Here is a 13730-nt window from a genome sequence, read left to right as displayed (position 1 = left end):
TTGTGACAGCTACTGAAACGATTTCGAAAATACAATGCACAAGCCAAGAGCACAAAGCATGACAAAACTGAAGGTCCAATCTGTCCATCGTACGTGATAAGAGCGGTAGTATGTTCGATCTTTTTCTCCGGTGAAGCCTTTAGATTCCATGGCAACGGCAGTTCTTTCGGCTTTACGAATCGCGCTTGCCAGCAAAGGAATTGTATATTGTTTATATCTTGTCAGTCTGCTTGTTTTTGTTCTGGCTCCCCGCACAAGGTGGGCAGACCGGATGGTGGTTAATTCGTTTGTCAGTAATGGCAAGAAACGATAACCGGCTAAAATGCCGTATGCAAGCTTTGGTGATACGCGGCATTGCTGAATTAGGCTTAAAATAAAGGCGACTTTGTCGGTCGTCAGGACAAACAAAAGGGATAAGGTGGCATAGCTGAATACACGAATAGCCAATGCCAGTGCATCCTGTACGGTTTCCGATGGTAAGTTCCAGAATAGAAACTGCTGTGTGACAGAAGGATCTGCTGGTGTTTTCGCAAATAGCAACGTCGAAACCAGCATGCCAAGTGCAAAAATCGTGAAGGGAAGCAGATAAAGGAAGTACTTTCTTATCTGTATTTTCCCGAACAGCAAGGTGACAGCCATTGTCCAGCCGGCGTATAACAGCAAGGTAACTGGGTCAAACAAAAATGCAACGGCGATGGCGGCGATTGTAACAGTACCTGCTTTTATACTAGGGTTGATGTTATGCATGGAGGCTCACCTTCTGTTCTCGCTGCTGATAGGCTTCTTTCAATGGCAGAGAGAGCCCGTACTCTGTTAGATTGGCAGTTTTCCAAATGGCTTCGGGAGTGTCGTCAAAAACAATTTTTCCTTCCTTAACAAGGAGGACACGAGATGCATAACGATTAACCAGCTCCATATCATGCGTTATCATGACAATTGTACAACCGCGCTGATGCTGTGCTGTCATTTGCTGCATTAACATAGCTGTCGTACGGCTGTCTTGGCCGAATGTTGGTTCATCCAGCACGAGCAGCTGCGGCTCTTGAACCAGCATCGTCGCGACACTGAGTCGCCTTTTTTGACCCTGACTTAACTGAAAAGGATGTTTATCAGCATGTTCGGATAACTGGATTTCCTCTATTAATTCTTCCGTTTTAGCTGTACTAGCTGGTTGGCCAAAGGCAATTTCTTCTCGAACCGAGTCTGAAAGAAATTGATGTTCTGGATTTTGAAACACATATCCAATTTGCTGATACAGCTCCTCCTGCTTCCACCGTTTGAGCTGTTTGCCCATAAATTCGATTTTCCCTGATGCATGCTTTAGCAGTCCGGTCATCATTTGGGATAGAAGCGTTTTTCCGCTGCCGTTTTTACCAGTAATTGCAATAAACTCCCCTTGGTAAATAGTAAGTGATGGAATGTCCAGTAAAAGCTTATCTTTATTTTTGAAGCGTCCGTGTTCAATTTGTAACAGGACCTTATCAAATTGGTTAGCTGATTGTCTCTCTGCATGCACGTTTAATCCATTAGGCAGCTGATCGGCTGCGAGCGGCCATGGTTTTGCTAGTTTTGCATCTTTGGCAAGTCGGGTTACCTCGGGGAGCCAAATTCCGCGCTGCACGAGTTCGTCATCATAGTGGTTGATTGCCTCTGTCATCTCACCATCAAAGAATAGGGTGCCATCTCGGTCTATTAATATCGTTCGATTGATTATCGGCAGCCAGTAATCAATATTGTGCTCGATTATTAGAAGCGTGAGATTTTGCTGCTCTTTCAGCTGACGGATTGTCTCTGCAAGCTCTTTGCTGGCGGACGGATCCAGATTAGCTGTAGGCTCATCGAGAATAAGTAAGCTAGGGTTTAACGCTAGAACTGCTGCTAAAGCGAGTTTTTGTTTTTGTCCGCCAGAGAGTGTATGAATCGTATCTTTTCTCCGGTGCTCTAACCCGACAAGAGAGAGGACCCGCTCGATTTCTGCATCCATTCGATCGGGAGCCATTTTCTTGTTTTCCAAGCCAAAAGCAATTTCATCTTCCACCGTCAGCATACAAAACTGTGTTTCTGGGTCTTGAAAAACCGTTCCGACTTCTAAGTTAAGCTGACCGCTGGCATATTGATGGAGTGGTTTGCCAGAGAATGAGATTGTTCCGCCCATTTCTCCGTCAAGCTCTTTTGGATATAATCCATTTAAACAATAAGTGAGCGTGCTCTTGCCAGAGCCGCTTGGACCTAACAAGAGAATGCTGTCTCCTTTCTTTATGCTGAAGCTCAATTCATTTAGAGTAGGGCGGCTTTCCTCTTCAAAGGTAACGGACAATTGGTTAACTTCCAGCAGAATATCTTTCATCCTGCTTTTCGCTGGCGATAGGTTTTGCCGAGCGGGAAGCTCGTCAATGTGCCTGTTTTGGCCAGCGCCTCGCTGATTGCTTTTCCGATCAAACCACTGATTACCGCACCACTAATGAGACGTACAACCAGCATAAGTACAACGTAAGAAGGATCCAGAGCAGTGAACCCGCCGCGGAAATATCCCCAGATAAAACTTGTAATCGCAGCTCCTATTCCGGCTCCCATTAAGACAAAAACATGATAAGAACGGTAACGAGTTATAGCAAAAGCAGCTTCTGCTCCAAGTCCCTGGATGATAGCGGTAATAATAACAATTGGTCCGGCAGTGCTGCCGATTAGCACCTCTACAATACCGGCAATTGTCTCCGAAACAAGAGCTACACCAGGTTTTTGAATAATATAAGCAGCAACAATGGATACGAGGAACCAAACCCCGAAGATAATGTCGGTACCAATTGGCCCAACTAAACCCATCATGACGACATTCACAGGCAAAAATAGCAAATACACAATCCCAAATACAACTGCTAGTGCTGCCATAACGACAATATCCTTCATGCGCCAGCTATTCATTGGATTGCTCCTTTCGCAGAAGGGCTGTTGGCGGACATCGTCACTGTCATTACAGTATGAGAGGAACCAGATGCCTCTGTCTCGATAAAGACGTGCTCCAAGCCCGCAAATACATCGTATGCATTGCCGTCGAGACGGGTGGAGTAGTGTGATTTCGATACCGTAATCCCTTGAGCCCGCATATTTTCAATTTGTGTGTAAATAGTATCCATATAATTACCGCCGCCTAATGGATAAAGAGAAAATTTAGAAGCTGTTTCCAGTCTTATATCTTTAATGTTGGACATATTCAATTTTGTTTCGTCTTCGGCCATATACACATCGCCAGTTGAATCGCCAGGACAGCCGATTGAATAGGTGCCATTAAACACAATGTGTTCATCTGTTTTTGCGGCAGCTAAAAAGATTGCGGAGGTAACATCAAATACATGAGGGATTCTTCCGCGCACAAGTGTAGTCACATCGTCTGTTTCCATCCAGACCTTTGACGTGTCTACTTGATTAAGTGCGTCTAAAATTATCTCCTTAAATTTGTCTGCCATCGGGTAAATCGAAAAACTGCAGCCGGCAATGCGGCTTGTTCCACAAACATTATCCATTACAAATCCTCCTATTTTTTGCATGAAAAAAGCGACTGCACCATAGGGTGCAGTCGCAGAATATATACAAAAACAGTAAGAGCATTCTGGCTGCACTTCCCCACGCTGGTATTATCCAGATCGAGTTATAAGGGTCGGAAAAAATCCTCTCAGCCGTTGCCAGCTCCCCTAGTGCGTCGCAATTTTATGCAATTGTTAGGTATATAGTAAGAAATACAAGTACTTTTGTAAAGCGTTTCTTTTCAAATTCTTTGAATTTATAAAAGTTTATTCTTCTGATTGCTCAGTTTTCTGGCTTATTTTCAGCTTATTAATTAATGGACCAACTGTAAGACCTTGAATGAGCAAGGAGAATAGTACAACCCCAAAGGTTAAGATGAGAATGTTATCTCTGCCTTCAAAAGATTGCGGCAAACTTAATGCCAATGCGATGGACAGACTTCCTCTTAGCCCGCCCCAATTTAAAATAAGCTTGTATTTCGGTTCGAAGCCTTTGATTGGCAGTGTGCTCAAGTAGATAGCAATTGTTCTGGAAACTAACACAATGACAATTGCAGCAACAATCAATCCCCATTTTCCGGATAAATCGATATTTTGTATTTCTAAACCAATCATTAAGAAAATGAGTGAGTTGGCAATAAGCGTAATGGTATCCCAGAAAGAATCGATATTTATCCTCGTCGTTTCAGACATACCAATTCTTGCTCCGTAGTTCCCCAAGATCAGTCCTGAAACGACGACTGCGATAACACCGGAAACTTCAAAATGCTCGGCAATAAAATAACTCCCGAAGAATAACAGCATAGAAAACACAATTTCCAAAGGGTAGTCATCATAAAATTTAAAAATCTGAGAAATAATCCAGCCTAATACAGCACCGACCACGACACCGCCTATACTGAATTTCAAAAATAATAACAAACCTTGACCAAGGCCTTCCCACCCCATTTCCATATAGGTAAGCAGGTATATAGATGCAATTTGAAACAGCACAACGGCAATACCATCGTTAAATAATGATTCTCCTTCAATGATCGTAGTCAGTTTTTTAGGCACACCCAAAGATTTAAAGATGGAGATAACACTGATCGGATCGGTTGCGCTCATCAAGGCTGCAAACGTAAATGCAACTACAATAGGCAAATCCATGAAGTAATAAACACTGAAACCGACGGCAATAAATGTGATTAACGTTCCGACAAATGCCATCGCGATAACAGGTTTTTTCTCTTGGTTTAAGTGAGAAAAAGGTAACTTAATAGAAGCATCTCCCAATAATATTGGTAAGAATAAAGAAATAACTACTGCTTGGAATACATTGGATTGTACGATGTAGTTCTCAGCTTCTTCTAAAAAGGGAATATCAACAAGACCTAAAATTAATCCGACAAGAACCAAGGCAATCGAATAAGGCTTGTTAAATGTTTTGGATAGAGCAATAACTGTTACAGAAATTGCGAGCAGAATAAGTAATTGAATAAATGTTTCGTTGAAATGGTGCAAGATCATACGCTCCTTAGAAGATGTATTGGATAATAAATTCTCTTTAATAGTTCCCCAACATGCAGTATGGTATAGCATGATTTCCTTACATATTCAAATTTCTCCTTGAGAATGCATTTAGGTATGGCGTTAATCGGAATAACTAAATCAACAAAAAATAGCAGAGGGGAAAACATGCGATTCTCCCTCTGCTATTTACTTTTTTCTCCATTCGCTTTATCTTTCTGTTTGTTTGCGGCCTCTTCCAAGCGGCGATAACGCCTTAAAACAACTTTGCGAATCGAAAGTGGTTCATTTTTCAGCATCATTACCATGCTGACTATCATCAAAAGCATGAGAATGGTAAACGGCAGGGCCGAAATGAGTGATGCGGTTTGCAGGGCATCAAGTCCGCCCGCATAGAGCAGGACGCCTGCAATAGCAGCCAATAGCAAACCCCAAATGATTTTCATAGACAACGGAGGGTTAAGGCTGCCGTAGCTAGTCATGCTGGGTAAGATATAGGTGGCTGAATCTGCGGACGTAACTAGGAACGTAAAGATCAGTAAGATGGCAAGAACAGAAAAGCTATACCAGTGGAAAAAAAGAGTTATAAAATACAGTATCTTTTTGAAGAAATTATCAAAAAGTAATTCCGTATCTGCAAACGAAAGGTGGGGTAGTATGGAAAATAAAGTAGTACAAGCAATAGAAAAATACAGCACGTTTTTATCAGGTCCAGCTGACTTGGATCAATTAAAGGATGCTGCTGGTGATGCAAAATTTGTCTTGCTGGGGGAGGCTTCCCATGGTACGTCGGAATTTTATACCGTGCGTGCAGAGCTAACAAAAAAACTTATCACAGAGAGAGAATTTTCTATTGTTGCGGTGGAAGGGGATTGGCCGGCTTGTCAGGCAGTTAATCGCTACATCAAGGGCTACGATACAAAACACAATACTGCCCGTGATGTGCTCAGCAGTTTTAACAGATGGCCAACGTGGATGTGGGCGAATGAGGAAATCATTGACTTAATAGAGTGGATGAAAAATCACAATGAGAAACACGAGACGCAGCCGAAAGTAGGGTTTTATGGAATAGATATGTATAGTCTGTGGGAATCCATGGAGGAAGTGATTGCTTATTTAACCAAAATTGATTCACCTGATGCAGAAGTAGCAAAAAAAGCTTTCACATGTTTTGAACCTTTTAATCGCGATAATCAGGAGTATGCCGTATCCGCGGGGCTATATTCCGAAGGCTGTATCGATGAGGTGGCAAAGCTTCTGGCAACCATTCAGCGGAAAAAAGAGCAATATCCATGTGAAGAGGAAATGCGGCTGAATCTGGAAGTTAATGCTCTAGTCGCATATAATGCGGAGCGCTATTACCGCTCGATGGTACTGCGTGATGAGGAGTCTTGGAACATAAGAGATACGCATATGGTCCACGCACTGAACGAAATAATGAAATTTTACGGAGTAACTGCAAAAGCAATTGTCTGGGAACATAATACGCATATCGGAGACGCGAGAGCTACAGACATGGCGCATAATGGCATGGTCAATGTCGGCCAGCTTATCCGGCAGCAGAACAAACCCGAGGACGTGTTTGCGGTCGGGCTGGGAACTTACAGCGGAACAGTTATTGCGGCAGATGAATGGGGAGTCAATCACGATGTGAAAACAGTTCCCAAAGCAGTAAAAGGATCATGGGAGGACCTGATGCATCGGGCAGGCGCATATGACAAGGTACTGATTTTTAATGAGGAAAATAAAAAAAACTTCCAGCAGCGGATAGGGCACCGTGCAATTGGCGTTGTGTATCGCCCGGAGTATGAACAGTTTGGTAATTATGTGCCTTCTGTCATGTCTGATCGATATGATGCTTTCATTTATATCGAAGAATCGAGAGCACTGCAGCCATTAGTTTTGGAGAGGGTAGTGCTTTAAATAATATGCCAGCTTGGAGTTAAGCAATACAGATAATTGCAAACACCCCTAAGTGTTCACAGGAAAAGGTTAATCCGTTTTTGGGATTCTTTTCCTGTTTTTTTGAATAAGTCAATGCACACCAAGATGCTCTAACGCATCTTTTACCGTAGTCATAGTTGGCACATGAAACTGATTTATTTCCAAATTAGCTGCTTCTAAAGCGTGGCTGGGCTGTATACCAGTGAAAATAGACTTTATGCCTAACAAGGTAAGGACATGGCTGAGTTTAAACAAGTAATCTGTAACAACTTGATGTAACTGATAAGTACCAGAAAAATCAATTATTAAACAATCAACGCTTTGCTGCTTTGCCTTTTCAGGTACTAGCTGGAATAGTTGAGAGGCACATGATTCATCAATTTCACCTACTAAGGGCAGTACAGCAATTCCTTTTAATAAAGGCACTAAAGTAGCAGAAAGCTCGTTTATTTGCTTTGTCAATAACTGCTGTTTTTTTTCAGCTTCTTTTCTTTCCGAGATATCTGTTATATAAGTTTGAATTGCTTTTTTATTGCCAATCAAGATAGGATGACAATATAATTCGACGTCAACTATCTCCCCATCCAGCTTAAAAATTGTTTCTTCTATCACTTCTGCAGGGGTTTCATAAGCTGATTGGATTCTTTTATCAATGGATGACTTTGAACTTTCTTGGAAAATATCCAATGGACTTGCTCCTACAATGTCATTTCTATTTCCTTTGAAAAATGCCTCAGCGGCAGCATTGACATAGAGTATCTTAAGATCAGTATGTACAATCAAGGGATTCAGTGCATATTCAATAACTTCTCGATAATCGATTTTCGATATAGCTTCACTCATATTATCCCTCCTATTAAAAGTAAAAGTTGTAGCTTTTTGCTTATACGAAAAGTAAGCCTTCTCCTACTTTAACATGCTTAACGCATAAAATGTAAGAAATGAGGGCTTTGGGCTGGTGTGTATGGATGAGAGCTAGGAAAGTTTTCGTGCTCTAAGGCTCTTAACTTAAAAAAAGATTGTAGAGAGAATGACAGTTTCTCTACAATCTTGAGATTAATCGGATTATTCTCAGACCGTTATTTCTTTTTTATTGTAATTGTCCAAGCAGCTTCGCCTATTTGGTCATACGCTGTTACTTCATGCCCATCTTCAACAGCCCAGCGGGGAATAGACTCTGTACCTTGCGTACAGTCAAATTGCACCTCTAATTCATCTCCTGTGTGTAATTCTTTTATTGCTTCTTTCGCTTCAACCAATGGAAACGGACAAACCATTCCCATTACTTCCAACGTTTTTTTCAAATGAAATACACTCCTTTATGCAGGCACAGCGTGTGTAGCCTGCTTATTTTTTCTTCGCGGACGCACGTAAACAAAGTAAGACGCAGTCCACGTTCCTAAAATCATAAAGGCTAACGCAATCCAGCCTTGCCACGTCATCATCGCTGTCATTACCAAACCATTCCCAATCGAGCATCCACCAGCTAATCCTGCTCCAAACCCCATCATCAGACCGCCGCTAAAACTGTTAATTGTAGTTTTTAAGTCGGGCAGTCGGAATCTGAACTCTCCGCTCATTTTAGCCGCAAAAAGGGAACCGAATAGGATACCTAGTACTAGGAAGACACCCCAATTTATAAAGCTCATTTCGCCTGTTACGAAATATTGAAGGATATTAGCAGAGGGGGTGGTGATCCCTAATCCTGCAATACGTCCGGTGGCAGCGCTAAGCGGCCAAGCTGATATAGCGATAAGACCAATTAAAATTGCGGTAAAGAATGGATGCCAGCGCTTCTCGAATAATAGATGCGCTAAACCTGTTCGTTTCGGCGGCAAACCAGGAATTTTGACTGTTGGTTTTCTTAATGTGCGATAAACGAGGAACCCAACGATAACAGTGAAAACAGAGATGACTACCCAAGGATTTAACCCGAAACTCCCAGCGATAGAGTTGGAACGCAATTCGACGTTTTTTACAGCTTTATCCAGCGGCAGCAGAACGCCCGACTTCATCATGGCTGCAACAAGCATATAACCGGCTAATGCAATCCAGCTGCCGATTAAACCTTCTCCTGCTCGATACCACGTACCTGTCGCACAGCCCCCGGCAAAAATTATGCCGATACCAAAAATAAAAGATCCTATTATTACAGCAAGAATTGGTAAAGTACCGGCAGTAAATTCAAAAACTCCAAGAGAAATAAGGACATACACTCCAATGCTTTGAACAGCGATAGCAATCAACAGCGCATAAAACATGCGATTATCTTTCGTTAAATACATATCACGAAAACCACCAGTCAAACAAAAGCGGCCGCGCTGCATAACAAAACCTAGAAGCGCACCACATAGCAAACCTGTAACAATCATTTGAAACATATAACCACCCCTTATCCCAAGTAATCTTATTGGTTTTATAATAATATTTAGAATTGAAGGAATCAAGGTTTATTTTTGATTATTGGAAATTGTAAAATAAAAGTACGCATTGGGAATGATTTTTTCAGGTCAGTATATATTTGCTGTGGAAATCTTATGGTAATGTCTTTTAATTAGGAGGTAAGTATGCGAAGACCATTTTCGCTGTGTATGGTTTTACTTTTTATTTTGACAGGTTGCGGGTATGAACCGGAGTCCAGTCCGTACGGTAAAGAACTGAAGAAAATAAGTGATAATGATGTATCCTTGAGAATTAAGGAGAACAGCTTAAAAACGCCTGGTGATCTTAATTTTCATATTCAAAATAACGGAGAAGAAACGGTAGCTGCAGGCAATGAATTTGCAATTGAGAAATACGATGAGAAACGAGAGGGATGGTTTCAGGTGCCATTCAAATCCGGCAGCGCATTTACTATGGAAGCTATGCTTATCGAACCTGACTCTTATGGCAGCTTTTATGTGTCGTTCAATGACTTTGATTACAGGTTTTCAAGCGGTAAATACAGAATTGTAAAGGTTTTCTCTTCGGATACGGTATTGTACGATGAATTTACACTGGATAAGTGAGGCAGCGGAGGGAGCTGATTACTATGAAAAAAGTTGTATTGGCAGGAGGAACAGGTTTTATAGGAGAGTATTTAGCTGCTAAATTCGAAAATTCAGGTTATGAGGTGATTGTTATCTCCAGGAAAAATCCTTACTTTTCTTGGGATAATAAACAAGGACTGCTAAAGGCTTTAGAAGGAGCAGAACTCCTCATTAATCTAGCGGGAAAATCAGTAAACTGCCGCTATAATGAGGCAAATAAAAAAGAGATAATGAATTCTAGGGTAAAGACAACAACATTGTTAGGAGAGGCTGTCCTATCGTGTGAAAACCCGCCTTCCTTGTGGATCAATTCCAGTACGGTCACCATTTACCGGCATGCAGAAGATCGGCCGATGACAGAAACTGAGGGAGAGATTGGAACTGGTTTTTCTGTAGATGTAGGGACGAAATGGGAAGAGACTTTCTTTTCATATGAACTGCCGGATACGAGGCAAGCTGCCTTACGCATAGCTATTGTGTTAGGGAAAGATGGCGGTGTAATGACGCCGTACAAGAACTTAGTCAAATTTGGTTTCGGAGGTAATCAGGGGACAGGGAAGCAAATGTTCAGCTGGATACATATAGAAGACTTATATCAGATCATTCTTTTCTTACAAGAGAAACCAGCGTTGCGTGGTGTTTTTAATTGTGCGTCTCCGGAGCCGGTTTCCAATCGTGAGTTAATGCGAACGCTGAGAAAGACGATGCATGTCCCGTTTGGATTGCCTGCGCCTAAATGGATGCTGGAAGCAGGGTCCGCTATGATTAAAACGGAAACAGAGTTAGTTTTGAAAAGCCGTTGGATTATCCCTGAACGGTTAGAGCGAGAAGGCTATATGTTCCGCTATAAATCACTGGAGAAAACATTACAAGATATACTGTAAAGCCTTCGTATATAGGATAAGTGAACCTTTTCTGCTTTTGTTTCGTATAAGAAGTACGACACTTAAGGGGGAACAGCATGATTTTTCTTATCGCGTTAGCCAGCATGGCTGGTTTTATCTTAATTGCTTTGGCTGATCTTGCAGCCGGAAGCGGAAAAGCAAGGCTTAAACAGTATGTTTTAACAGGTATTACTGGTTACATCGTGCTTTTCTTGGTTATTTACTTCGTTTTACCTGCATTTATTATCCAAAATATACTCTGGCTGAACGCCATCGGTATTTTCTTCGCTGTTTATGTGCTTTTTGCAAGCAAACAGACGGGAAAGGAAACGAAAAAGAATACAGGATTGAACCTGACAGCACTATTGTTTGCGGTGCTGTTCATAGGAGCGGTTGTTTGTGTGATTGCGAATTTCGCAGTGTATCAATCGACGTATGATCATGTTATCAAGTCAACGGAAGAAGAAGCAAAACCGCTTGATGAAGAAAAAACGCCAATTGCTATTGCTCCGAGCTCAGTGCGTAATATGATGAACAAGAAGATGAGTGTTGTTCCGGAGACACAGCTTTATCAGCTTGGAAGTCTGCAGACACAGACAGTTGGGGACACAAATGAATATATTGCACCTGTAGAATTTGATGGATTTTTTAAATGGGTAAAAGGCGGCGAAACATCTGGTTACTTTGTAATTGATGCAACTAGTTTAAGCGCACAGCCTGAATTCGTTGAGAACAAGCTAGCTTATGTACCATCTGCCTACTTTCATAAAGATCTAGAACGCATCATCTATTCTCGTTATCCAACTTACATCCGAGAAGGAGAAGCTCGATTGGAAATCGATGAAGACGGAAAAGCCTGGTATGTGCAAACCGTCTACCAGCCGAAGCTGTTCACTGGAAAGGCAAATGGAGATGACATTCAAGTAGTTGTCGTTAATCCATATAACGGAGAGTCTGAGATTTATGATGCGGCAGAAGCACCTGCCTTTATTGAGAATACGATTGCTCCCGAAATGGCAAGCAAACTGAACACATATTATGGAGAATACAGCGGTGGTTTCTGGAATAGATATTTTGGAAAGGCCGGTGTGAAGATACCGAATGATAACGGCACAGAGCATGGTGTGACAGCTGTCTTTTCTGAAGACGGCAGCATCCAGTACTTTACTGATTTTAAATCACCAAAAGAAAATATTGATTCAGCGCTAGGCTATAGCATGGTAGATGGCCGGACAGGGGAAGTAACCTTCTACGGCGGTGAAAAGAACAATGGTATTATGGACTCCTCAGGTGCAGTGCAAGTTGTCGAAAAGGAATATCCCGAGAAAAAGTGGGAAGGCAAGATGCCGGTTCTGTACAATATTGACGGCAATCCAACTTGGGTAATTAGTGTACTTGATGCAAATGGGATTTTTAAAAAATATGCCTACGTACGTGCAGCTGATTCTGATTATGTTGTGTTCGGTGATGATGCAGAAAGTACGCTGCAGGCATACAGATTGCAGCTCAGCACGGATCCAAGCACCGCTGAATCTACAGGTGATGCGCCTGTACAGCAGGTGAGCGGAGAAGTAACACGCTTGTATATTGCTGGCGAAAGTTCCGGAACGAAAACAATTCAATTCCTGCTGGAAGGTCAAGATACTATTTATAGCATTAGTTCTGCAGATGCGCCTTATGCGATCTTCCTGAAAGAAGGAGATCAAGTCAGCTTCGAAGCTGCAATGCATGAAGACGCTTCATCAGCAACACTCGAACAAATCTCTATTGTAGGGTTAAATTAAGCTTAAAGCCAGCTTTCTAAGAAAGCTGGCTTTATTTTATCCATCTAGTTGGATATAAAACAATATAAGCAAAAACAAAAGGAGTGACAGTAAGAGTCGGTTTTGTTTGTATTAAAAAAAGGTATAGATAAGAAAATAACAAAAGTGAGGTGAAAACAGTGCGGGCTATGCTTATTATTAATCCTTCATCGGGGAAAGAAAAGGCAATGGACTATGAAGAACGGGCAGTTGGTATACTAGGTAAACGGCATGATTTAGTTGTAATAAGATACACAGAAAAAGCAGGGGATGCGGCAAAATTTGCGGCTGAAGCCTGTGATGGTACATATAAAACGCTGCTTGCTATGGGCGGCGACGGCACAATCAATGAATGTGTCAATGGGTTAGCTGAAAAGAAACAGAAACCTGCATTTGCTTTTGTTCCGCTTGGGACAGTAAATGATTTCGCTCGTGCATTGCAGATTCCGAAGAAGCCGAAAGAGGCGCTGGCTTTGCTGGAAGATTATCATACAAAGCGCGTGGATATCGGGAAACTGGGGGATCGGTACTTTATGAATGTACTGGCAGTCGGAATCATTGCTGAGGCTGTCTACGATGTCACGCCGGAGGAGAAAAGCAAATACGGCCACTTTGCTTATCTGATGGAAGGTGCGAAGGCATTTCGTAACAAGACACCATTTCAGCTGCAAATAGAAGTGGACGGGAAGGAAGCTTACCATGATAAGGCATATATGATGCTGGCGGCAATGACGAATTCTGTGGCTGGATTTGAAAAGTTTGCAGAGCAAGCAGAAGTAGACGACCATCAATTGCACATATTTCTATTAAAGGACCTCTCCATTTCAAAGGCAGTTTCCATTATTCCAGACCTTTTCAAAGGGAATTTAGATTCGAATGAGCAAGTAGCTTATTTTAAAGCAAAGTCAATTCGGGTTAAAGCAGATACAGAGTTGGTTGTTAATATTGATGGGGATGAAGGGGTGCCGCTACCATTCCAAGCGGAGGTTTTACCTGAAGAAATTCAGGTAATTGTGCCAAAACAATTATAAGAAAAACCCC

13 protein-coding genes, 1 pseudogene and 1 riboswitch are annotated in these 13730 nt (G+C 41.9%); of the genes and pseudogenes, 5 read left to right on the top strand and 9 right to left on the bottom strand.

Going from position 1 to position 13730, the window contains the following annotated elements; translation table 11 throughout:
* Nucleotides 1–9: 9 nt before the first annotated feature.
* From CRO17_RS10645 to CRO17_RS10620, 6 genes and pseudogenes are all read right to left on the bottom strand, one after another.
* Complete coding sequence (locus CRO17_RS10645) at nt 10–747, bottom strand: energy-coupling factor transporter transmembrane component T family protein (RefSeq protein ID WP_097042069.1); 738 nt, start codon at nt 745–747, stop codon at nt 10–12.
* A complete protein-coding gene (locus CRO17_RS10640; RefSeq protein WP_097042067.1) occupies nt 740–2347 on the bottom strand; it encodes an ABC transporter ATP-binding protein in 1608 nt (535 codons plus the stop codon). Before CRO17_RS10640 ends, CRO17_RS10645 begins: the two co-directional genes overlap by 8 nt.
* On the bottom strand, nt 2344–2922 hold the full coding sequence (locus CRO17_RS10635; RefSeq protein ID WP_097042065.1) for an ECF transporter S component: 579 nt from the start codon (nt 2920–2922) through the stop codon (nt 2344–2346). The genes CRO17_RS10640 and CRO17_RS10635 overlap by 4 nt, the downstream gene beginning before the upstream one ends.
* The gene (locus CRO17_RS10630) at nt 2919–3521 is read right to left on the bottom strand and encodes a YkoF family thiamine/hydroxymethylpyrimidine-binding protein (RefSeq protein WP_097042063.1); all 603 of its coding nucleotides are present in this window, start codon (nt 3519–3521) and stop codon (nt 2919–2921) included. The genes CRO17_RS10635 and CRO17_RS10630 overlap by 4 nt, the downstream gene beginning before the upstream one ends.
* Before the next feature lie 80 nt (nt 3522–3601).
* Nucleotides 3602–3701, bottom strand: a riboswitch (TPP riboswitch).
* An 87-nt stretch (nt 3702–3788) separates the two neighbouring features.
* Nucleotides 3789–5024, bottom strand: coding sequence for a cation:proton antiporter (locus CRO17_RS10625; RefSeq protein WP_097042061.1), 1236 nt, complete (start codon nt 5022–5024; stop codon nt 3789–3791).
* Nucleotides 5025–5215: 191 nt separating this feature from the next.
* A pseudogene (locus CRO17_RS10620) lies at nt 5216–5587 on the bottom strand (BCCT family transporter); the annotation flags it as partial.
* Nucleotides 5588–5687: 100 nt separating this feature from the next.
* Between CRO17_RS10620 and CRO17_RS10615 the strand changes: the two are divergent.
* Nucleotides 5688–6953 carry an erythromycin esterase family protein gene (locus CRO17_RS10615; RefSeq protein ID WP_097042057.1) on the top strand — a complete coding sequence of 422 codons (1266 nt, stop codon included), beginning with the start codon at nt 5688–5690 and terminating at the stop codon, nt 6951–6953.
* A gap of 111 nt (nt 6954–7064) precedes the next feature.
* On the opposite strand, the gene CRO17_RS10610 is transcribed toward CRO17_RS10615, so the two are convergent.
* The 3 genes from CRO17_RS10610 to CRO17_RS10600 all read right to left on the bottom strand — a co-directional run bounded on the left by CRO17_RS10610 (nt 7065) and on the right by CRO17_RS10600 (nt 9355).
* A complete protein-coding gene (locus CRO17_RS10610) occupies nt 7065–7817 on the bottom strand; it encodes a PAS domain S-box protein (protein ID WP_097042055.1) in 753 nt (250 codons plus the stop codon).
* Nucleotides 7818–8053: 236 nt separating this feature from the next.
* Nucleotides 8054–8278, bottom strand: a complete 225-nt coding sequence (locus CRO17_RS10605) for a sulfurtransferase TusA family protein (RefSeq protein WP_097042053.1) — start codon at nt 8276–8278, stop codon at nt 8054–8056.
* 15 nt (nt 8279–8293) lie between these two features.
* Nucleotides 8294–9355 (bottom strand): YeeE/YedE family protein, encoded by a 1062-nt coding sequence (locus tag CRO17_RS10600; protein WP_097042052.1) that lies wholly within the window; start codon nt 9353–9355, stop codon nt 8294–8296.
* A 186-nt stretch (nt 9356–9541) separates the two neighbouring features.
* On the opposite strand from CRO17_RS10600, the gene CRO17_RS10595 reads away from it, so the two are divergent.
* From CRO17_RS10595 to CRO17_RS10580, 4 genes are all read left to right on the top strand, one after another.
* A complete protein-coding gene (locus tag CRO17_RS10595; protein ID WP_143596014.1) occupies nt 9542–9982 on the top strand; it encodes an immunoglobulin-like domain-containing protein in 441 nt (146 codons plus the stop codon).
* Between the two features lie 23 nt (nt 9983–10005).
* Nucleotides 10006–10887 (top strand): TIGR01777 family oxidoreductase, encoded by an 882-nt coding sequence (locus tag CRO17_RS10590; RefSeq protein WP_097042048.1) that lies wholly within the window; start codon nt 10006–10008, stop codon nt 10885–10887.
* Between the two features lie 77 nt (nt 10888–10964).
* Nucleotides 10965–12671: a DNA-binding protein gene (locus CRO17_RS10585; protein ID WP_097042046.1), complete on the top strand. Its 1707-nt coding sequence runs from the start codon at nt 10965–10967 to the stop codon at nt 12669–12671.
* A 167-nt stretch (nt 12672–12838) separates the two neighbouring features.
* Nucleotides 12839–13720 (top strand): diacylglycerol/lipid kinase family protein, encoded by an 882-nt coding sequence (locus CRO17_RS10580; protein WP_097042694.1) that lies wholly within the window; start codon nt 12839–12841, stop codon nt 13718–13720.
* Nucleotides 13721–13730 lie beyond the last annotated feature (10 nt).

Origin of the sequence: Terribacillus aidingensis (assembly GCF_900215625.1) — a bacterium.
GTDB lineage: Bacteria > Bacillota > Bacilli > Bacillales > Amphibacillaceae > Terribacillus > Terribacillus aidingensis.
Note: the sequence above shows the minus strand (reverse complement) of the source record. Positions and strands in the feature narration are given on the sequence as shown.